This window comes from Paraferrimonas sedimenticola, assembly GCF_002282855.1.
Lineage (GTDB): Bacteria > Pseudomonadota > Gammaproteobacteria > Enterobacterales > Shewanellaceae > Paraferrimonas > Paraferrimonas sedimenticola.
In genome coordinates, this window is record NZ_NRIR01000009.1 from 15,575 (window position 1) to 37,542 (window position 21,968).

The following is a 21,968-nucleotide window of genomic DNA, read 5'->3' on the forward strand; positions in this document are numbered from 1 at the left end:
TGTCATCCCTGTCATCCCCAGCTCTACTGGGGATCCATCCAACCGCTAGTGGCCTTTGGTTAGATCCCCTCCTTCGAGGGGATGACGATGGCCAGTTCGCTGGGATGACGGTTTTGTAAACCGATGCGATGACGTTTCAACTTAGAAGTTGTCGATTATCGCATCGCCAAACTCAGAGCAAGACAGCAAAGTCGCATCGTCCATCAAACGCTCAAAGTCGTAGGTCACAGTCTTGGCAGCAATCGCGCCTTCCATGCCTTTAACCACTAGGTCAGCGGCTTCGGTCCAACCCAAGTGACGCAGCATCATTTCCGCAGACAGGATAAGCGAACCTGGGTTTACTTTGTCCTGACCGGCGTACTTAGGCGCAGTACCGTGAGTCGCTTCGAACAGAGCCACACCGTCACCGATGTTAGCGCCTGGTGCGATACCGATACCACCAACTTGAGCCGCTAGCGCATCAGAGATGTAGTCACCGTTAAGGTTCATGGTAGCAATCACGTCGTACTCAGCAGGACGAAGTAGGATTTGCTGCAAGAAAGCATCAGCAATCACGTCTTTAACAACGATAGTCTTGCCGGTTTTTGGATTCTTGAAGGTACACCATGGACCGCCTTCTAGAAGCTCAGCGCCAAACTCTTTTTGAGCCAGCTCGTAGCCCCAGTCTTTAAAGGCACCTTCGGTAAACTTCATGATGTTACCCTTGTGTACCAGAGTCAGACTGTCGCGATCGTTGTCGATACAGTACTGAATGGCAGAGCGAACCAAACGCTCGGTACCTTCTTTAGATACTGGTTTAATGCCGATACCACAGTCTTTATCGAAACGGATTTTGGTAGCGCCCATTTCGCTTTTCAAGAAATCGATAACTTTATCGGCTTCGGCAGTACCGCCTTGGAATTCAACACCTGCATAGATGTCTTCCGAGTTTTCGCGGAAGATAACCATGTCGGTTAGCTCAGGTTGCTTAAGTGGGCTTGGGGTACCTTTGTAGTAGCGTACTGGACGCAAACAAACGTACAGGTCTAGCTCTTGACGCAGGGCTACGTTCAAAGAGCGAATACCGCCGCCAACAGGCGTAGTCAGAGGACCTTTAATTGCAACACAGTACTCTTTAACCGCAGTCAGAGTTTCTTGTGGCAACCAAGTGTCTGCACCGTAAACTTGAGTGGCTTTCTCACCAGAGTAAACTTCCATCCAGTGGATTTTACGCTCGCCGTTGTAGCTGCGCTTAACCGCTTCGTCGATCACTTTGATCATTGGAGGGGTAACATCAACACCGATACCATCGCCTTCGATGAAAGGAATGATAGGGTTGTTTGGTACGTTCAAACGGTTGTCCGCGTCTAAGGTAATCGCCTGACCTTCGCTTGGTACGACTAGCTTACTTTCCATTGTGTTCTCCTTATTTCCCAGGTCTACTGATGCGACTTGGATCACAGTCTGGCCACACTATAGAGCATATGAGTAACGCTTGGAAACGCCTGTTCGCTGAAATTTTCAACAATCAGTGGTTAAAAACTGACATTTTTGTCATATGACAATTAAGGAGTCGTCTGTTTTGCTACTCACACCCGCCAAATTTACATAGAATCGAGCCACTAGCCGTGCACTTGTATCAATGAGAAGTCGATGAGTCGTTTTTTAAGTCGAGATAAGCGTTCAACCAAGGATAAGCGAAGCAACGCCGAGTCCAAACGCCGCCCTGCTCGACGCAGCCCGTCTAAAGGACAAAAGCCCAGCGGCCCAAGTCAGGTGGTACTGTTTAACAAACCCTTTGACGTACTTAGTCAGTTCAGCGACGAGCAGGGCCGTCAGACTCTCAAAGACTTTGTGCCAATTGCCAACGTTTATCCCGCCGGCCGCTTAGACAGAGATAGCGAAGGCCTAATGCTGTTGACCAATGACGGTCGACTGCAGGCCAAATTAACCCAACCAGGCAAAAAGACTTGGAAGACCTATTGGGTGCAAGTCGAAGGCGCCCCTACTGCAGACGATCTGCAAAAGCTCATCGATGGAGTTGAGCTCAAAGACGGCCCCACCCTGCCGGCTCGCGTGAAATTGATCAGCGAGCCCAAAATCTGGCCGCGAAATCCGCCAATTCGCGAGCGCCAATCCATTCCCACTAGCTGGTTAGCCATTAGCATCTGCGAAGGGCGCAACCGCCAGGTTAGACGCATGACCGCCCACATAGGCTTTCCCACGCTACGCCTGATTCGCGCTCAAATCGGCCAGTACAAACTTGGCGATCTAGCCAACGGTGAATATCGCGTTCTGCCGACCTCGGAATCCAAAGGCTAGCGGGTCTAGCCCTTGGCTTGGGTGCCGTGGTAGAATGTGCGCCCTCAAATTTTGGTTCAACGATTCTGGAATCTATGTCGTCAAACTCTGATATTAAAGTCATTGTCGGAATGTCCGGCGGTGTTGACTCATCTGTATCTGCCTACTTGTTGCAACAACAGGGCTACCAAGTCGAAGGTCTGTTCATGAAGAACTGGGAAGAAGACGACACGGATGAATACTGCGCCGCCGCAGAAGACTTGGCCGACGCTCAAGCGGTTTGCGACAAGCTAGGTATCGAATTGCACACGGTAAACTTTGCCGCCGAGTATTGGGACAATGTGTTTGAGTACTTTTTACAAGAGTACAAAGCCGGTCGTACCCCAAACCCGGACATCATGTGCAACAAGGAAATCAAATTTAAAGCCTTCTTGGAATTCGCTGCAGAAGCCCTCGGCGCTGACTACATCGCCACCGGCCACTATGTGCGTCGTCGCGAGCAAGACGGTCAATTCCAAATGTTGCGCGGCTTGGACGGCAACAAAGACCAAAGCTACTTCTTGTACACCCTAAGCCACGAGCACGTCGCTCAAACGCTGTTTCCTGTGGGTGAGCTTGAGAAGCCAGAAGTACGCGCCATTGCCGACAAGCTAGGCTTGATCACCGCGGACAAAAAAGACAGCACGGGTATCTGTTTCATCGGCGAACGCAAGTTCACCGACTTCTTAAAGCAGTACCTGCCTGCTCAACCTGGTCCAATTGTCACGGTTGATGGCGAAACCATTGGTGAGCACCAAGGTCTGATGTACCACACCCTAGGCCAACGCAAAGGCTTAGGCATTGGCGGTCTGAAAGATGCGGGCGAAGCCCCTTGGTACGTGGTGGATAAAGACATGGACAACAATCATCTGATCGTTGGACAAGGCGCCAACCACCCTCGCCTGATGTCTGTGGGCATGATGGTCAATCAACTGCACTGGGTTAACCGCGATGCCATTGAAAATGGCGCCGTGCTTTCGGTGAAAACTCGCTATCGCCAAAAAGACGTGCCTTGTCGCGTGGAAGTGGTATCTGATGACACCATTAAGGTACACTTCGACAGCCCTGTAGCGGCAGTGACCCCAGGTCAATCGGCTGTGTTTTACAAAGACGAAGTTTGTTTGGGCGGCGGCATAATCGACAGCCTCATCAAGGAATAAAGGCATGCAATACGACATTCAACAACAGCGCTGTTTGGCTTTTTCCGCTGTTTGTCAGTGTCTGCGACTGGTGCAAGAGGTTGCTCGCAAAGGGTCTGCGGACGACGAGGACATCAGTCGCGCCTTATCACCGATTGTGGTTACCGATCCTGATAACCTAGACGACATTTACGGCTCGCCGCGGGAGTTGACCCTAGGTCTGCAAACTATGATCCACCAACTCGGCGATCAAAAACGCAAAGACCTAGAGGTGACCCGTTATTTGGTGGGCATCTTGGCGCTAGAGCGCAAGTTAGTCGCTCGCAATGGCCAACTGGGCCTGCTAGCGCAACGTATCGACCAAGTGAAGCGTCAACTCAATCATTTCAGCATTACCGACAGCCAAGTGATTGCCAATTTGTCTGGCATTTATGTGGATGTCATTAGCGACTTGGGCCCTAAGATCCAAATCACGGGCAATCCTAATCAGTTGCAACAGACTCATAATCAACAAAAAATCCGCGCATTGCTGTTAGCAGCGATGCGCAGCGCCGTACTTTGGCGACAACTTGGGGGCAAGCGCCGACATTTGGTGTTCTCCCGCAAGTCATTAATTCAAAGCGCGCGCAGTTTACTCATTCAATAAATCGGCTTTACTCAAGGAGCATTTAATGGAACTTTCCGCACTGACCGCCGTCTCTCCTGTTGACGGTCGCTATGGCAGCAAAACCAAAGCGTTACGCGATATCTTTAGCGAATACGGTCTGATCAAGTTTCGTGTTGAAGTGGAAGTTAACTGGCTAAAACTGCTATCTAGCTGCCCAGAAATTAAGGAAGTCCCTCCGTTTTCAGAAGCCGCCCTTGCGCAACTGGATGCGATTAAAGACCAGTTCAGCGAAGAAGACGCTGCTCGTGTAAAAGCCATCGAAGCCACCACCAACCACGACGTAAAAGCGGTTGAGTACTTCATTAAAGAAAAATTTGGTGCCAACGAAGAGCTAAACGCCGTTTCTGAGTTTGTTCACTTTGCCTGTACCTCAGAAGACATCAACAACCTGTCCCATGGTCTGATGCTTGCCAACGCTCGCGAGTCTGTGGTTTTGCCGTACTGCAACCAATTGGTTGACGCCATTGCCGGACTTGCGGTTCAGTATCGCGAAATTCCGCTGATGTCTCGTACTCACGGCCAGCCAGCCTCTCCAACCACTTTGGGCAAAGAAATGGCCAACGTGGTAGCGCGCTTGCGTCGCCAAGTGAAGCAAATCGAGCAAGTGGAAATCTTGGGTAAAATCAACGGCGCCGTAGGCAACTACAACGCTCACTTGTCAGCCTACCCAGAAGTAGACTGGCACGCCCTGTCTGAGCGCTTTGTGACCTCACTAGGCCTGACCTGGAACCCGTACACCACTCAAATCGAACCGCACGATTACATCGCCGAGCTATACGATGCCATCGCGCGCTTTAACACCATCATCATCGACTTTGACCGTGACATCTGGGGCTACATTGCACTGGGTCACTTCAAGCAAAAAACCGTTGCAGGCGAGATTGGTTCATCAACCATGCCGCACAAGGTTAACCCAATCGATTTCGAAAACTCAGAAGGCAACTTGGGTATCGCAAACGCGGTTATGCAGCACCTAGCGTCTAAACTGCCGGTTTCTCGTTGGCAGCGCGACCTGACTGACTCAACCGTACTGCGCAACTTAGGTGTGGGCATTGCTCACGCGGTTATCGCCTATCAAGCGACTCTAAAAGGCATCAGCAAGCTTGAGCCAAACGAGAGCAACACGGTATCTGAGCTAGACCAGAACTGGGAAGTACTGGCAGAGCCTGTACAAACCGTTATGCGTCGCTACGGTATTGAGAAGCCATACGAGAAGCTAAAAGAGCTGACTCGTGGCAAGCGTGTTGACGCCCAAGGCATGGCTGAGTTCATCGACAACCTAGAGCTTCCAGAAGACGTGAAGGTTGAGCTTAAGAAAATGACTCCGATGAACTACATCGGCCAAGCGGTTGAGCTGACGGATAAGCTGTAAGCTTTTCGTTCGTCATTCCCGCGGTCCCAGCTCGTCATTCCCGCGGCCTTCAGCTTGTCATTCCCGCGAAAGCGGGAATCTAGCCAGTTGCTATTAGCCGCTAGGTAGATTCCCAATCGAGTTGGGAATGACGGTAGTCACTGCGTCAGGAATGACGGTAGTCGCCAAGTTAGCAATGACGATAGAATCAAAAAAGCCCTCGCAACTGCGAGGGCTTTTTAATGAATGCAATCAAACTATTAAGCGGTTTCGTTAGTCCACACTTTCTCATCTTCGTACAGCTCGTACAATCCCTGTGCTCGAGATACCAGCAACTGAGCGAACTGAGCTTGGGTTGGATCTTTCACAGCGCCACTGTCTACCAAGTTTTGCGCCTTAAGCTGCCACTGCAAGGAGAAGTAACGCATGGCTTCACGTGCGTCCTGCGCCGCTTTTACTTCAACGCAGTCAGTTGGCACATCACCTGAGATCACCCAATAGTCGCCTTTTGGTGCGCTGGCTTTTAGCTTCCACACGGCAACTAGCGGTGCCAAAAACCGGCTTTCGTCGACTTTGACTGTATCGGGAACAATGCCCTTTTCGGCGAGGAAACGGTTGGCTTTTTGAAATTGTTCGCGGGCCCATTGAGCTTCTTGTTCGGCATTTTCAATGCTAGGGGTGTTTTCTTGAGTCATTTTTTTCTTACCACCTGAAAATCGTCTAGCCACTCTACTTGCCGAAATCCACAATGGCAATAGTCTGATTACAAACTGACCTACTCCGCTCGAGCCCAGTGTTAATGGGCTAACTGGTAAGAGTGCCCTTCTTCAAAAGTTTTGGGTAGAATCCGCAGCGGAAAGAAAAATTGCCAACTTGATCACACTTTTTTACGCCCTAAGGATTGGGCTAGTTCGGCGGCTTTGATAAGGTTGCCGCAAATCAATGAGAAAGCCGCAGTTAAAGACGGCTCAAAGCAGAAATTTGGAGACTAACTAGTGACAGTTTTTAATCACGTGTCCTTCGACAACCACGAGCAATTGGTATTTTGTCAGGACCCAGAAACTGGGCTTCGCGCTATTATTGCCGTGCACGATACTACCCTAGGTCCAGCCGTGGGTGGTTGTCGCATGTGGAACTACGAGTCCGACGAAGAGGCCATTAACGACGTACTGCGCTTGAGCCGCGGTATGACTTACAAGAACGCACTAGCTGGCTTGGATTTTGGTGGTGGTAAGTCAGTAATCATGGCTGACCCTCGCACCAAAGATCGCGAAGCCCTGTTTCGCGCTTTTGGTCGCGCCGTTCACAAACTTGGCGGTTCTTACTACTCAGCAGAAGACGTAGGCGTTACCACCAAAGACATTATGATTGCCCACCAAGAGACTCCGTACATGGCGGGTCTAGAAGGCAAATCTGGTGACCCATCGCCATTTACCGCTTACGGTACCTACATGGGCATTAAAGCCGCCGTAGAACATCACCTGGGCCATAAAGACCTAAAAGGTCTGAAGGTATCAGTACAAGGTGTTGGCCACGTAGGCTACTACTTATGCCGCCACTTACACGAAGCCGGTGCTGAGCTTATCGTAACCGACATCAACACCGAATCTCTTGACCGCGTGGCTACCGAGTTTGGTGCTAAAGTGGTGGGTCTGGATGAAATCTACGCTCAAGACGTTGACGTTTATGCCCCTTGTGCGCTGGGTGCGACCATTAACGACACCACAATTCCGCAAATCAAAGCCAAAGTTATCGCCGGTTGTGCCAACAACCAGTTGGCCGAAAAACGTCACGACGAAGTTCTGAAGAATCTGGGCATCCTGTATGCCCCGGATTACGTGATCAACGCAGGCGGTATCATCAACGTATACTTTGAGCGCGATTACTGTGCCGATAAATCTAAAGCCAAGGTCGCTGAAATCTACAACACTTTGACTAAGATTTTCGACCAAGCCAAAGCCGAAAACCGTCCTACCGGTGAAGTGGCTGATGAAATGGCTCGCAGCATCATTGCTGACGCCCGTGCCAACGGCTAATTAGCCCATTAATGGCGGTCGCAACAGCGGCCGCTATTCAGCTTCAAATTCCCCGACAAAGATTTGCACCTAAGTCCGATTAGCGCTAGGCTTACACACCTTTTTTTATCCCCAGCAGTACGAGTAGTTCGCATGTCCGCTTTATCTCAGTCTCAAATCCGCACTTGGCTTGAAGAATTACAGGTTGAATACACCTTGTGTGACCAATGCGACGGACTGCACATCAAGCTTTTGACCGAACAGGCCGGCGTCTACGATTGCAAAGTCGAATTGATGGATGGGGATTTGTATTGGGTAGCGGCCTTTGAAGTGGCACCGGTTGACTTGTTTCAGCTGCAAGCCAGTTTAGCCAGCATGAGCATGAACTACCCAGAACTGAAGTTCTTCATTGAAATGGACAACAGTGAACTGCCGCGCCTATTGGCGATGCATACTCTGTTTACCCAAACTGGAATTTCTCAAGAGCAGTTCGAACACTGGCTCAATCGCCTTACTCGACAAACCAGCCTACTCTCTCAAGAGTTAAGCGGCGAAGAGCAATCCGCTGAAGAGCAAGAAATGCTCTCGGTCAGCGTTACTATGCTTCATTAAGCTCCATTAGGCTTCACTAGCCGATTACGCGCGAGTGTTCAGTTTAATCATTAGAAGCATTGAGCTTAGCCAGTAAAAGAGTGAGCTGTTCGCGCTCCTGCTCGGTCAACTTCTGAGTTAAACCATCTTCGACTTTTTGAGCTTCTAAAATCAGGTCTTGTTCGATGGCTTGGCCACAGTCGGTCAGGAAGATACGCAGTATGCGGCGATTGTCCGGCTCTTGGCGGCGCTCAATCAAGCCCAACTTTTGCAACTGATCTAGCATTCGAGTGATGGTATAGGCTTGTACATTGCACTTAGCGGCGAGTTCAGTTTGGGTCAGGCCCTGCTGTTGCCAAAGCACAAACAACACTGGCCATAAGCGCGCATCTAACTGATAGCGCTCCAGCTGTTCGTCCAACGACTGCACCAACTTACCATTGAGCAAGCCGACCTGATAAACCAGACTATCTCGCTGCTGCATAACCCAACCCTTTTACTGCTTCGTTAGCTCCATACTAGCAGCTCAGGGCGGGTTGTTAAGTCTTGTCGGCTTGAAGAATCTCTAAGATGGCTTCCAGTGGATGCTTGACCTTGTGCTCACTCAGGCGCTTCACCTGCGAACGGCAAGAGTATCCGGCCACCAACACACTACCAGGCTCAGCGGCTTCTAGCGCCTGTTGCCAGCCCATGCCAAACAGTTGCTTAGAGCGCGCCAAGTTCTGAGTTTCATGGCCATAGGTGCCGGCCATACCACAGCAACCAAGGGCTTTGCCCTTGAGCTCTGCACCTAAGTGTTCAAAGATGGTTTGCCACTGGCCTAGGCTTTGCGGTAGCGCCGTGGTCTCGGTGCAGTGGCTCATTAAGGTATAGGCTTTGCCGCTAGCGGGTCGTCGTTCAACCCGCTCTAGATGGTCAATCAACCACTGCTGCACGGTTTCCACGTGAAAATCGCCGCGTTTGTCGCCCAGCACCTGACGATACTCGTCTCGATACGTTAATACTAAGGCTGGGTCCACCCCAACCATGGGCATACCCAATTGGCTCAGCTGATTCAGAAAATCGGCGCTCGATTGCGCGGTTTTGGCAAATTGCTTTAAAAAGCCCTTAATGTGCATAGGCTTGCCGTTGGGTTTATAAGGCAATAACACCGGCTTGAATCCAAGCAGTTCGCACACCAACACAGCACGAGCCACCACTTGGGCATCGTAAAAGCTGTTAAACGGGTCTTGCACAATCAGCACATAATCTTGACGCTCAGACTCAGGAATTGCCTGTAGAGTCTCCAGATCGTACCCTAGCGCTGGATGGCCCGCCAATTGTTGTCGCAGTGTCGGATATGACAGTTTTGGCGCATCCACATAGCCTAGGCCGTGCTTAACGACCCATTTAGAAACCGGGTTTTGGCTCGCAAAATTGGTAAGACGCGGCAGGCGTTCCATCATAGGTAAAGCGTCTTCAATACCCGCCACCAGATAGTCTTTTACCGGGCGCAAATAGCGCTTGTGATAAAGCTCAATGAACTCTGAGCGGAATTTGGGCACATCCACTTTTACCGGGCACTGGCCGGTACAGGCTTTACAGGCCAAGCAAGTGCGCATCGCATCCATCACTTCGTGGCTAAAATCGTACTCTTTGTCGGCTTTGAGGGTGTTTTGCAGCTTTTGTAAGAAAGTAGCGTCTGGCTGGTCGGCCAAAGTTTCTGGGTCAACGCCTTGCGCTTGCACCTGACGGATCCACTCGCGCATCAAAGTCGCGCGCCCTTTTGGCGATTGTTGGCGATTGCCAGATACCTTAAACGACGGACACATGGGCGAGTAATGGCTGTAGTTAAAACACAAGCCGTTACCGTTGCAGTTCATCGCATCTGGGTAGCTTTGTTTTACCGTTACCGGGATTTGTCTATCAAAGCTACCGCGCTTTTGCGCGTCAATATCGATAAGTTGGTCGTTGCTGTTCGCCGGAGTTACCAACTTGCCCGGATTGAGCTTATTGTCTGGGTCAAACAGGGCTTTTACCTGGCGCAGCACCCCATACAAGGTCTCGCCAAATACTGCAGGTGCGTACTCGCCGCGAACCCCTTTACCGTGCTCGCCCCACATCAAACCGCCGTACTTGTGGGTCAATTCCGCCACCTGATCCGACAGTTGTCTTAGCAGCGCCTCGTCCGATGGGTCGCACATATCCAATGCCGGGCGGACGTGCAGTACGCCAGCATCCACGTGACCAAACATGCCGTAATCTAGCTTGGCATTATCCAGAAGCTCGCGAAACTCCATAATGAAGTCCGCCAGTTTTTCTGGCGGTACCGCGGTGTCTTCGGCAAAAGCAATGGGTTTGCGCGAGCCTTTAGCGGCACCTAGAAGACCCACGGCTTTCTTGCGCATGGCGTAAATTTTGTTAATCGATGGCAAGTCGCGGCAGATTTTAAAGCCAATCACGCCTTGCTCGCGAGCCTGCTCTGAGGTCAGCATGGATTCGAGCCCCGCCAGGCCGCGGATCACTTCTTCTGGCTCGCCGGCAAACTCAACCATGTTGAGTCCATCCATTTCCGCTAGCTCAGCACCTTCTATCAAGGCTTCAACCGAGTGCCAAATGATGTCTTGCTTAGCCAGCCCCAGCACCTTGGAATCAATGGTTTCCACCGCGGTTGCTTTGGCTATGACTAACGCCGGCGCATGGCGCAGTGCCGCTTCAAAGCTGGCGTAACTTACGTTGACCAGCACTCGTTGCTGTGGAATTGGAGTTAAGTTGAGTTTGGCCTCGGTCACCAAAGCCAGCGTACCTTCCGAACCGCAAACAATACGGCTTAAATCAAAGGTCTCAAACTCTTTGTCCCACACATGCTTTAAGTCATAACCGGTTAAAAACCGATTGAGCTTGGGAAAACGCCTGTCAATTTCTTCTCTGTGCTCCAGAGTGAGCTGCGCCAACGACTGGCTTAACTCCAGCGCATCACCGGAAAACTGGCGCTCAAACGCGTCTTTGGCGACCTTGTCACTATCTACGCTTGTGCCATTGGCTAACACCAACTTGAGTCCGAGTACATGATCGGACGTCTTGCCGTACTTCAACGAGCCTGCGCCCGAGGCATCGGTATTGATCATTCCGCCGATAGTGGCTCGATTCGAGGTCGATAAATCTGGGCTAAAAAAGAGTCCATGAGGACGCAGCGCATCATTCAAAGCATCCTTTACCACCCCGGCTTGTACGCGAGCCCAACCCTCTTCGGCGTTTATCTCAAGTACTTGGTTTAAGTACAGGGATAGGTCCATGATCAAGCCGAAATTGAGCGACTGACCATTTGTACCGGTACAGCCACCGCGAGCACTCACGTTGATTTGGTCGTATTTGGGTGCCGCTGCTAGGCGCATCACTCGTGCGACATCATCGTGGTTCTTGGGATACAAAATGCCCTGCGGCACAAATTGATAAACCGAGTTGTCGACCGCTTGGGCCATTCGCGCACCATAGCTGGTTTCTATGTCACCCGAATAGGCGCTGCCTGCTAACTCATCGAGAAAGGATTGGTAAATAGGCTCAAGGCTATGGGATTGGGAAAGTCTAGGCGTCATAACAGCGTAACGTTCTCGATTAGCTAAGTTTTATTTTCGCCCAGTATAAAAAACTTTGTGCCTCAAAGCGATGTGTAGTTATTGAGGACTTTTGATAGCCGCGAGCTCCTGTTCTGACAAGCTTTTCCACTGACCTGTGTGTAAATTTGATGGCAGCGCTAGATCGCCAATTCGAAATCTGTGAAGTTCAATCACGGGATTGCGAAACACCCCAAACATACGCTTGATTTGGTGATAGCGACCTTGGGTCAGTACTACCTCCACCTCATCCTCACTCAAAAACTCAAGCGACTCAGCCTGAACCTGCATATCTTCAAAGTCGAAATGCATTCCCTTGATGAAAGCCTGCTGATATTCAAGCCTGTGTTGTGCGGATTGTACAGAGTTACCCAAACGCACTCGATAGTGCTTGGTAACTTTGGACTCTGGCAAGGTTAAACTGCGGCTCCACTGACCATCATTAGTGAGCAGTACCATTCCCGAGCTGTGTTTATCTAGCCTACCGGCGATATGCAGCGTGCTCGCTTGCGGGTGGTCAACTAAATCGATGACCGTCTGATGTTGAGGGTCCTTTGTGGCCGACACCACTCCAGCAGGCTTGTTCAGCAGCAGATACAGAGGTTGCAGCGCTTGCAGCACCTCTCCATCTACCACCACCTTGGAGAACTGTGTCACTCTGGCTTGACGCTCGAGACAAACCTGGCCATCCAACGCCACTCTGCCCGCGGCAATCAGTAACCTGACCTCTGCTTGCGGCTTTTGATAGAAACCCGCCAGCCAGCGGTCCAACCGAGTCGCGGAAGGACGGCGAGATTGCTTTAGATTCGAGTCAGACATTCTGAAGCCACTTAACAACACAAACGAGACGGATGATGACACAGATTAAAAGCAGAGGCTAAGGGATACTTAACTCATCGATTAGCCAGTTGGCTAACCAACCAAATCCCTATGCTAATGTGATATTTATGCAACCTCGTACACCCTTGTGCGAGGTTTTTTTTTGCGTGTTTGAAAAGCCAATCTACACTTGAGTTGAAGCAGACCTACTTCAAAAGGAGTAGCAACAGGTGAAATGGCCTAAAATCATACCCGCATTACTCAGTTCAGCACTGGTTTTTAGCGCCTATGCCGACCACGGGCTGGCGTTTGATTCAGTGTCGGATCTCAATCGCTCGTTTGTCGACCACAATGATGTGCTGTCGCGCGTGAATATCGAGCAAACCTTGGCAAAAGAAAACTTTAACCGCTTTATCAACCGTATGAGGGTGCTGTCCGGCTCGGACAATGACTTTCAGCGAGAAGTCGGTTTGACCATGCATCTTGGTGTGTTTCGCAGCACCATGACCTACAACGAAGATTTGGTTTGTACCGGCAAAGTCTGCGCACTGTCGATCAATTACATCACCCTAGATCCGCAAGAGCTCAGAGACTTTGAAAACTTTGGCGGTGACTTCGTTTTCACCCGAAACATGCCCAATGACGATGGCAGTGGAAAAATCCGCGCGCTGTTTATCGCGAGTATGGACGAGTCCAGAACCTACTGAGCACATAACCAAAGAGCTCGCAGGCACAAAAAAGCCGCTGTAGTCAGCGGCTTTCGTTTCGCAATGAAGCGTCTTACTTGTCTTGGTTACCCAAGTACAACCAGGTATCAACCACAGTGTCTGGGTTTAGCGATACGCTGTCGATGCCCTGCTCTACCAACCAAGCAGCGAAGTCTTCGTGGTCAGATGGGCCTTGGCCACAGATACCCACGTACTTGCCTTTGTTCTTAGCGGCTTTGATAGCCATCGCCAACAGTGCCTTAACGGCTTCGTTGCGCTCGTCGAACAAGTGGCTGATGATGCCAGAGTCACGGTCCAGACCCAGAGTCAGCTGAGTCAAATCGTTAGAACCGATTGAGAAACCGTCGAAGATTTCCAGGAACTGGTCAGCCAGCAGTGCGTTTGATGGCAGTTCGCACATCATAATCACTTCTAGGCCATCTTCGCCTTGCTTCAGGCCTTCTTGAGCCAGTAGCTCGATAACCTGACGACCTTCTTCTAGGGTACGAACAAACGGGATCATAATGGTCACGTTCTTCAGACCCATGTCGTTGCGAACGCGCTTAATCGCTTCACACTCTAGGGCGAAACAGTCGCGGAACGACTCAGAGATGTAACGGCTAGCGCCACGGAAGCCCAACATTGGGTTTTCTTCTTCTGGCTCGTAGCGGTTACCACCCACCAAGTTAGCGTACTCGTTTGACTTAAAGTCAGACATACGAACGATAACGCGCTGCGGGTAGAAAGCCGAACCAATGGTCGAGATACCTTCAACCAGACGGCTTACGTAGAACTCAACTGGGCTCTCGTAACCGGCCATCATTTCGCGGATTTCAGCCTTGGTCAGCTCGTCTTGCTGGTCAAATTCCAACAGAGCTTTCGGGTGAACACCGATCATGCGGTTGATGATGAACTCAAGACGCGCAAGACCTACTCCTGCGTTTGGCAGACGAGCAAAGTCAAAGGCGCGGTCTGGGTTACCCACGTTCATCATAATCTTCATTGGCAGTTCAGGCATAGAATCTACGCGAGAAGAAACCACTTCAAACTCAAGCTCGCCTTGGTAGATGAAACCAGTGTCGCCTTCGGCACAAGACACGGTCACCATCTCGCCATTCTTGATGATGTCGGTAGCATCGCCACAACCAACGACTGCTGGAACACCTAGCTCACGAGCAATAATCGCTGCGTGACAAGTACGGCCACCGCGGTTGGTAACAATTGCGCTGGCGCGCTTCATGATTGGTTCCCAATCTGGGTCAGTCATGTCGGTAACCAGTACGTCGCCTGGCTGAATCTTGTCCATCTCATCGATAGAAGCCAGTACCTTAGCAGTACCAGAGCCAATCTTATGGCCAATGGCGCGACCTTCAACGATAGATTTGCCGCTTTGCTTGAGGTTGTAGCGCTCAATCAGTTGTACGTCTTCGCGAGAGCGTACGGTTTCAGGACGGGCCTGAACAATGTATAGCTTGCCATCTAGGCCGTCTTTGGCCCACTCGATGTCCATTGGACGGTCGTAGTGTTTTTCGATGATCATGGCTTGTTTGGCCAACTCTTCCACTTCAGCGTCGGTGATCGAGAACTGGTTGCGCTTGTCAGCGTCAACGTCTTCAATTTTCACCTGCTTACCGTGGCCTTGGTCGTCCGAGTACACCATTTGAACCATTTTGCTACCTATGTTGCGGCGAACAACGGCTTTGTTGCCTTGGGTTAGCATTGGTTTGTGTACGTAGAATTCGTCTGGGTTTACTGCACCCTGTACAACCATTTCGCCCAAACCGAATGAAGAAGTAATGAATACTACATCTTCGTGGCCAGACTCAGTGTCGATGGTGAACATAACGCCTGAAGAAGCGATGTCAGAGCGAACCATGCGCTGGATACCGGCAGACAGTGCTACACCGCGATGGTCGTAGCCTTGGTGCACGCGGTATGAAATGGCGCGGTCGTTAAATAGAGAAGCAAATACGTGCTTAACTGCGACGATTACTGCGTCGTAGCCGCGTACGTTAAGGAAAGTCTCTTGCTGACCGGCAAACGAAGCGTCTGGCATGTCTTCAGCAGTGGCCGAAGAACGAACAGCGAAAGAAACACCTTCCATACCGTCTTCTAGCTTGGCGTAAGCCTCAGAAACGGCCTTTTCCAGTTCTGGCTGGAACGGGGTGTCAATAATCCACTGACGGATTTTGGCGCCGGCTTCAGCCAATGCATTTACGTCATCAACGTCCAATTCATCCAATACGGCATAAATCTTCTGGTTGAGACCACTTTGCTCAAGAAACTCATTGAAGGCGTGAGAGGTAGTTGCGAAGCCGCCTGGGACTTGCACTCCTGCGTTGGCCAGATTGCTGATCATTTCGCCCAATGATGCGTTCTTTCCACCAACGGAATTAACGTCATGCATTCCGAGTTCTTGGTACCAAAGTACGTATTCTTGCACTGTATTTTTCTCCGAAAAATTTAATAGATTGGCCCCCTTTAATTAAGGGCAGGCAAATCATACACTGGCCTCCGTTACACGTAAAACGCTATTTTTTAATGTAATTTTATTACTACAAGAGGCCCACATGGCACGACAAGTTTTCTACGTCTCGGATGGCACAGCGATTACTGCTGAGGTTTTTGGACACGCGGTATTAAGCCAATTTCCAATGGAATTCAACGCGATAACAATACCGTTTGTGGAAACCGTCGATAAAGCCTTCGACGTTGTGGAGCAAATCAATGAAAGTTTTATTACAACAGGCGAACGTCCTTTAGTCTTTCATTCAATAGTTTCGCCTGAAATTCGGGATGTAATTTACGGAAGTGAAGGTCTGGATCACGACTTTTTGAATACTTTTGTCGCTCCTCTGGAGCAGCAGCTGGGAGTTTCTGCCAAACCTGTGATGCACCGCACACACGGGATTGCCAATGAAACCTATGACGGTCGTATCGAAGCCATTAACTACGCTTTAGACAATGATGACGGTCAGACCTTAAAGAACTTAGATAAAGCCGACCTGATTTTGCTGGGCGTGTCTCGCTGTGGCAAAACCCCTTCTTCCTTGTACCTGTCTATGCAGTTCGGCATCAAAGTCGCTAACTACCCGTTAGTCGAAGAGGACATGGACAATCTGCGATTGCCGACTCAATTGCTGGCGCATAAAGACAAGTTATTTGGGCTCACCATTAACCCAGTGCGTCTACACGAAATTCGCCAAAACCGCATGAGTAACTCCCGGTATGCATCGGTGCGTCAATGTCGTGCTGAAGTCATGGAAGTTGAACAGTTATACAAAAAGCAGCGTATCAAGTATGTCGATACCACCAACAAGTCAGTTGAAGAAATAGCGACTAAAATTCTTGCGGAAACAGGCTTAGAACGACACATGTTTTAAAACACTGTTTTTAAAGATGTGTTAGTTAGCGCCATTGGGTATACTTTGGCGCAAACACGCAGTATTCCCCTAACACAGGTTGTGCAATGACCATTAAAACAGACGAACTTCGTACCAGTCTGCTGTGTAACGTAATTACTCCGGCTCAACTGGCCGACGAATTTCCATTATCTCAAGACGCCGCCGATTATCTGATCGAGGCGCGTAAGCAAGTCCAAGACATTATCAATGGTGACGACCAGCGCTTGCTGGTGATCATTGGCCCCTGCTCGATTCACGATACCCAAGCCGCCATTGAATACGCCGAGCGCCTGACTGAGCTTCATCACGAACTCAAGCAAGACATCTGTTTAGTAATGCGAGTCTACTTTGAAAAGCCACGCACCATTGTCGGCTGGAAAGGTCTGATATCCGATCCAGATTTGGACGGTAGCTTTAGTGCCAATAAGGGTCTGCGACTGGCCCGCGAGTTGCTACAAAAAATTACCGAACTCAAGTTACCGATTGCCACCGAGTTTTTGGACATGGTGAATGGTCAGTACATCGCCGACCTGATTACTTGGGGCGCGATTGGCGCTCGTACCACCGAAAGTCAGATTCACCGCGAAATGGCGTCTGCCTTGTCTTGCCCTGTGGGCTTTAAGAACGGTACCGATGGCAACGTAAAGATTGCGGTGGACGCAGTGCGTGCCTCTCGCGCCAAGCACATTTTCTACTCGCCGGATAAAGACGGTCAAATGGCGGTCTATCGCACCCATGGTAACCCTTGGGGCCACATTATTCTGCGCGGTGGTAAAGCGCCTAACTACAACGAACACGACATTGACACCTGTGCCCTTGCTCTAGAAAAAGCCGGACTACCTCAACGCATGGTAGTGGACTTTAGCCACGGCAACAGCCAAAAGCAGCACAAACGTCAGTTTGAAGTTGCCGAGGAAATCATGCGTCAAATGCGCGCTGGTTCCACCAAAGTCGCGGGCATAATGGCAGAGAGCTTTCTAAAAGAAGGCAATCAAGCCCTTTCCCCGGACGGCGAGCTTGAGTATGGTAAGTCAATTACCGATGCGTGTTTGCATTGGGAAGATTCCGAAAAACTGATTCGGGACTTAGCCGCAGCGTCACGCGCACGATTGCAAAAACTGGCCGAGAATTAATCTCGGCCACGCAGTGACTTGCTAGGCACTAAAACAAGAACTAAGTACTTTAAAAATAATAAGATTCTGCTAAGTTTAAAGCAGCTTTTTACTGGCCTTTGCTCAACAACAAGGAAGCGTCCAGCATGTTTGCCCAAGACCAGCTCACCATTTTGATTGCCGACGATCATCCCCTGTTTCGCAATGCATTGAAACAGGCATTGGCGTCGCATTTTCCCGATGCCGAATGGCACGAAGCCGACAGTGGTGACGCTTTGCGCGAGCGCTTAGAGTCTCAGCAAACCAGCTATGATTTGGTCTTGTTGGACCTGCAGATGCCGGGCTCCCACGGCTATTCCAGCCTGATTCACCTACGCAGCCATCACGCCGACACCCCGGTCGTAGTGATATCTGCCCACGAAGATGCCCAAACCATTCGCCGTGCTTTGCACTATGGCAGCATGGGTTTCATTCCTAAATCTTCTGACATGCAAACCTTGGCCAGCGCGTTGCAAACCGTACTGGATGGCGAGATTTGGTTGCCAGCGGGTGTGGCCATTGAAGCGCAAGAGAGCGATGAAGTGGATGGCATTGCCAACAAATTGTCGGAGCTAACCCCACAACAGCACAAGGTGCTGCACATGTTTGCCGAGGGCCTACTCAACAAGCAAATCGCTTATGATTTGGGGGTTTCCGAGGCCACCATTAAGGCCCACGCCACCGCGATTTTCCGCAAGCTTGGCGTGCGTAACCGCACTCAGGCGGTCATTGAACTGCAGCGATTGGAAATGGAAAAAACCAGCATCTAGTGCTGGTTTGTGGTTAGCATACTCGACATTAACGCCCGCAACGCAGCCGGGCGTACCATCTTGGCCATGTACTTAAAGCCCAACTGCTCCACTTCTTCGACCAAGCGTTTAGAGGTGTTGGCAGTAATCAAAATACCCGGTAGCTGAGCACCATAGGCCTCGCGAATACTCACCATGGCATCTAAGCCGTTCTCATCGTCATCGAGCTGGTAATCCGCCAGCACTATCTCTGGAGCGACTCCTTTAAGGCCGAGCTTGATGCGCGCATCGGCCAAACTGGTGGCGCAAATCACGTCGCACTTCCAACGGCTTAACAAGCTCTCGTAACCGGCCAAAATCGCTTCTTCGTTGTCAATACAAAGTACCTTAACCCCAGCCAGTGGCTGTAATAGCGAAGGCTGCACAGCTTTTGGCTGAGCTTTTACTTCTTTGGCCAAGGGCACCTCTACGCTAAACACCGAGCCCATGCCGTACCAAGAGCGCACCGCCAATGGGTGCTCCATGACTTTGCCAATGCGCTTGGCGATCGCCAGTCCCAAACCTAAGCCTTGCGACGAGGTTTTCTTACCACTGTCAGAGCGCCAAAACTCATCGAAAATTTGTTGGCACTGGTTTGGCTCGATGCCACAGCCGGTATCCCAGACCTGCAGCGATAGCTTGTCGCCGCTGCGGCGTACGCCAAGCAATACTCGCTGCCCCTTGGCATAACGGAAGGCATTGGTCAGGAAGTTTTGTAAAATTCGGCGCAGCAAGTTGATGTCGGAATCCACCACTTGCTGACTGCCCTGCCAGGAAAACTGAGTTCCCTGATCTTCGGCCATGGCGTTAAACTCGACCGCTAGCTCCGACAACAACTCATTGAGCACAAAGGCTTTGCGATTGATTTCAACCTTACCCGAATCAAAGCGACTGATATCCAGCAAGTCAGTAAGCAACTCACCCGCAGCGCGCAGTGAGTTATTGATATGATCCACCGTGGTTTCAAGGCCAACAGGTAATTGTTTGTCCTGCCCAAGGGAGGCGGTAAACAGGCGGGCGGCGTTTAAGGGTTGCATCAGATCATGGCCCACGGCGGCCAGGAACTTAGATTTAGTAGCGTTGGCCTGCTCCTCTTTCACCTTGCTTTCCAGTAAACGCGCATTTAGCAGTGCCAACTCTTTGGTACGCTCTTTTACCCGCGCCTCTAGGTTGTCGTTGGCTTCTTGCAAGGCTTGGGCTTGTTGGCGGTATTGAGTAATGTCAGTAAAGGTCATCACAAAGCCGCCATCTGGCATGGGGTTACCTGAGATTTTGATAACCGTGCCGTCGTTGCGCTGACGCTCTGACGAGTGCGGTGTGCCATTGCGCATGTGTTGTACTCGACGAGAGACGTGCTCTTCGACTTCACCAGGCCCACAAAACCCTCGTTTGGCGTTAAAACGAATGATCTCTGCCACCGGCATGCCCGCCTGCAGAAAGTTTTCAGGGTATTGATACAGTTCTTGATAGCGGTAGTTCCAAGCGACCAGACGCAAGTCCTTGTCCACCACACTCATGCCCTCATAGGCGTGTTCGATAGCGCCACGTAGCATGTCTTGGCTAAGAATGATTTTGGTGGAGGCCTCATCCACAATCGAGAAGACTTCATCAAGCGCTAAATCGCGCCCATCGAGCACCGACTGCATCACCAAACGCGTAGACGAGGTGCCAAGCACAGCAGAGATCAAATGCTCGGTGTGATTGATTAATTCGGGCGATGCCGCCTTGTGCCAAGTGTCAGAGCTCACTGATTCAGGGGCGAATTGAGTAAAGCGCTCGTACGCCCGCTCAGGACCAATAAAGCGCGAGGCCAAAATCAGTAGGTCTTGCTGACTAACAATGATTTTGCCGTGATTGGATTTCTTAGAGCGTTCGGGAAACACAAAACTCGACGCTTGAATACGCTCGGCCACACTGGCGCGAAACCACAGCGAACCCAACACGTAACACACCAAGTTAGCGCAGAGGGCCAACAATACATCGCGAATTTGCGGCGTTAATTGGGCTAACAGGGGCAACTGATAGTCTCCAATCAGCTGAGTCGCGGTCAACGGTTCAAGCAAAATAGTCAGCCAAATCCCAAAGCCCACCGTCAAACCTAAGAAAACTCCAGCGCGATTTCCTTGAGTCCATATCATGCCGCCAATCAATGCGGGTGCCAGTTGTGCGAAAGCGCCAAAGGACAGCATTCCCAACTTGGCCAACGAACCTGTATCGGTTAGTGACACATAAGCAAAGTAGCCAAGCAGCAAAATCAGCAGAATGGCCACACGTCGGGTATTCAGTAAGAGTTGAGAGAACTGGGCGTAGTTGCGATTTTTGAGCTTGCCGCTTTTCAACAGCAAAGGCAGCAACCACTCGTTTGAAATCATGATGCTAATGGTGACTACGGCCACAATCACCATGCCGGTCGCTGCCGAAATGGTGCCCAGCAGCGCAATCATAGCCAACCAAGGCGAGTCAAAATGAAGCGGCAGGTTGATTACATAGGTGTCGGCGTCCACCGCTACCCCAAACACTTGGCGTCCAGCTAAAGCCAGCGGTGCAATAAAGGCGGCAAACAAAATCAGATACAAGGGGAACTGCCAACGAGCGCGCACCAAGTCTTTTTCAGACTCGCACTCCACCATCATCACGTGGAACATTCTAGGCATACACAAAAATGCCGCGCAGGACACAATCAACTCGGGTGCAAACGAGTTCCAATGCAAAGTGGACCAATCTGGGTTGGCACTGGCTTGTGCAAAAAAGTCAGACGGCCCGTCGAATACTTGCCAAGTGATAACAAGCCCTACCAGCAAGAAAGCCAGCAGTTTGACAATCGACTCAAAGCCAATGGCTAAAATCATGCCCGGATTGTGCTCGGTGGCATCCAGTTTGCGCGTGCCAAATAAAATGGCAAACAGCGCTAGCGTTAGGCTGATAACCAGAGCCATGGTGTTGCCCGAGCCGGTTTCTGATTCGCTTTGAAACAGTCCAAAGCTAAACACCATGGCTTTAATTTGCAGCGCTATGTAGGGCATGATGCCAAACAGCGCAATTAGCGTGACTACTGCGGCCAATCCCTGCGATTTGCCGTAGCGAGCGGCAATAAAATCCGCCACCGAAGTAATGTTTTGCGCCTTGGACACTCGCACCATTTTCATCAGCACGGGAAACGCCAACCCAAAAATTAGAATGGGGCTGAGATAGATGGGAACGAAAGACCAGAGGTTGTCGGCAGCCGAGCCCACTGTGCCTAAGAAACTCCAAGAGGAGCAGTACACCGCCAGCGATAGCACGTAAATGCTTGGGCGTAATTTTCGGCGAGCACCACTAAACCAGCGCTCCGCACCCCAGGCCAAAATAAACAACAAGGAAACGTATAAAAGGGCGATTACCACCGCCACTAAAGATAAATTCATTCGGACTCGTGCGCGCTTGG

Annotated in this window: 17 protein-coding genes; 10 read left to right on the forward strand and 7 right to left on the reverse strand. The window is 50.7% G+C overall.

Annotated features, from left to right (window positions below):
• Positions 1 to 141: 141 nt before the first annotated feature.
• Positions 142 to 1,395, reverse strand: a complete 1,254-nt coding sequence (gene icd, locus CLC93_RS14875; protein WP_095506779.1) for an NADP-dependent isocitrate dehydrogenase — start codon at positions 1,393 to 1,395, stop codon at positions 142 to 144.
• Positions 1,396 to 1,632: 237 nt separating this feature from the next.
• On the opposite strand from icd, the gene rluE reads away from it, so the two are divergent.
• From rluE to purB, 4 genes are all read left to right on the forward strand, one after another.
• The gene (gene rluE, locus CLC93_RS14880) at positions 1,633 to 2,301 is read left to right on the forward strand and encodes a 23S rRNA pseudouridine(2457) synthase RluE (protein WP_095506780.1); all 669 of its coding nucleotides are present in this window, start codon (positions 1,633 to 1,635) and stop codon (positions 2,299 to 2,301) included.
• Between the two features lie 74 nt (positions 2,302 to 2,375).
• Entirely contained in the window at positions 2,376 to 3,479 is a 1,104-nt protein-coding gene (gene mnmA, locus CLC93_RS14885) for a tRNA 2-thiouridine(34) synthase MnmA (RefSeq protein WP_095506781.1), read from the forward strand.
• 4 nt (positions 3,480 to 3,483) lie between these two features.
• Positions 3,484 to 4,104, forward strand: a complete 621-nt coding sequence (gene hflD / locus CLC93_RS14890; protein WP_095506782.1) for a high frequency lysogenization protein HflD — start codon at positions 3,484 to 3,486, stop codon at positions 4,102 to 4,104.
• 25 nt (positions 4,105 to 4,129) lie between these two features.
• Positions 4,130 to 5,497, forward strand: a complete 1,368-nt coding sequence (purB, locus tag CLC93_RS14895) for an adenylosuccinate lyase (protein WP_095506783.1) — start codon at positions 4,130 to 4,132, stop codon at positions 5,495 to 5,497.
• Positions 5,498 to 5,736: 239 nt separating this feature from the next.
• On the opposite strand, the gene CLC93_RS14900 is transcribed toward purB, so the two are convergent.
• The gene (locus CLC93_RS14900; RefSeq protein WP_095506784.1) at positions 5,737 to 6,171 is read right to left on the reverse strand and encodes a DUF4826 family protein; all 435 of its coding nucleotides are present in this window, start codon (positions 6,169 to 6,171) and stop codon (positions 5,737 to 5,739) included.
• Positions 6,172 to 6,471: 300 nt separating this feature from the next.
• On the opposite strand from CLC93_RS14900, the gene CLC93_RS14905 reads away from it, so the two are divergent.
• On the forward strand, positions 6,472 to 7,512 hold the full coding sequence (locus CLC93_RS14905) for a Leu/Phe/Val dehydrogenase (RefSeq protein WP_095506785.1): 1,041 nt from the start codon (positions 6,472 to 6,474) through the stop codon (positions 7,510 to 7,512).
• Between the two features lie 132 nt (positions 7,513 to 7,644).
• Positions 7,645 to 8,103: a YbjN domain-containing protein gene (locus tag CLC93_RS14910; protein WP_095506786.1), complete on the forward strand. Its 459-nt coding sequence runs from the start codon at positions 7,645 to 7,647 to the stop codon at positions 8,101 to 8,103.
• Positions 8,104 to 8,146: 43 nt separating this feature from the next.
• Here CLC93_RS14910 and CLC93_RS14915 read toward each other — a convergent pair whose 3' ends face one another.
• The 3 genes from CLC93_RS14915 to CLC93_RS14925 all read right to left on the reverse strand — a co-directional run bounded on the left by CLC93_RS14915 (position 8,147) and on the right by CLC93_RS14925 (position 12,494).
• Positions 8,147 to 8,566 (reverse strand): MarR family winged helix-turn-helix transcriptional regulator, encoded by a 420-nt coding sequence (locus CLC93_RS14915; protein WP_095506787.1) that lies wholly within the window; start codon positions 8,564 to 8,566, stop codon positions 8,147 to 8,149.
• A gap of 55 nt (positions 8,567 to 8,621) precedes the next feature.
• Positions 8,622 to 11,657 carry a D-2-hydroxyglutarate dehydrogenase YdiJ gene (gene ydiJ / locus CLC93_RS14920; protein ID WP_095506788.1) on the reverse strand — a complete coding sequence of 1,012 codons (3,036 nt, stop codon included), beginning with the start codon at positions 11,655 to 11,657 and terminating at the stop codon, positions 8,622 to 8,624.
• A gap of 78 nt (positions 11,658 to 11,735) precedes the next feature.
• Positions 11,736 to 12,494, reverse strand: coding sequence for a pseudouridine synthase (locus tag CLC93_RS14925; protein WP_095506789.1), 759 nt, complete (start codon positions 12,492 to 12,494; stop codon positions 11,736 to 11,738).
• Positions 12,495 to 12,724: 230 nt separating this feature from the next.
• Here CLC93_RS14925 and CLC93_RS14930 point away from each other — a divergent pair, with 230 nt between their 5' ends.
• Complete coding sequence (locus CLC93_RS14930) at positions 12,725 to 13,201, forward strand: hypothetical protein (protein WP_095506790.1); 477 nt, start codon at positions 12,725 to 12,727, stop codon at positions 13,199 to 13,201.
• A 73-nt stretch (positions 13,202 to 13,274) separates the two neighbouring features.
• On the opposite strand, the gene ppsA is transcribed toward CLC93_RS14930, so the two are convergent.
• Entirely contained in the window at positions 13,275 to 15,644 is a 2,370-nt protein-coding gene (ppsA, locus tag CLC93_RS14935) for a phosphoenolpyruvate synthase (RefSeq protein ID WP_095506791.1), read from the reverse strand.
• Between the two features lie 127 nt (positions 15,645 to 15,771).
• Here ppsA and ppsR point away from each other — a divergent pair, with 127 nt between their 5' ends.
• The 3 genes from ppsR to CLC93_RS14950 all read left to right on the forward strand — a co-directional run bounded on the left by ppsR (position 15,772) and on the right by CLC93_RS14950 (position 18,526).
• Entirely contained in the window at positions 15,772 to 16,584 is an 813-nt protein-coding gene (ppsR, locus tag CLC93_RS14940; protein WP_095506792.1) for a posphoenolpyruvate synthetase regulatory kinase/phosphorylase PpsR, read from the forward strand.
• A gap of 86 nt (positions 16,585 to 16,670) precedes the next feature.
• A complete protein-coding gene (locus tag CLC93_RS14945; RefSeq protein ID WP_095506793.1) occupies positions 16,671 to 17,738 on the forward strand; it encodes a 3-deoxy-7-phosphoheptulonate synthase in 1,068 nt (355 codons plus the stop codon).
• A 125-nt stretch (positions 17,739 to 17,863) separates the two neighbouring features.
• Positions 17,864 to 18,526 carry a response regulator transcription factor gene (locus CLC93_RS14950; RefSeq protein WP_095506794.1) on the forward strand — a complete coding sequence of 221 codons (663 nt, stop codon included), beginning with the start codon at positions 17,864 to 17,866 and terminating at the stop codon, positions 18,524 to 18,526.
• Here CLC93_RS14950 and CLC93_RS14955 read toward each other — a convergent pair.
• Entirely contained in the window at positions 18,523 to 21,948 is a 3,426-nt protein-coding gene (locus tag CLC93_RS14955; protein WP_095506795.1) for a PAS domain-containing hybrid sensor histidine kinase/response regulator, read from the reverse strand. The two genes, CLC93_RS14950 and CLC93_RS14955, sit on opposite strands and share 4 nt — an antisense overlap.
• Positions 21,949 to 21,968 lie beyond the last annotated feature (20 nt).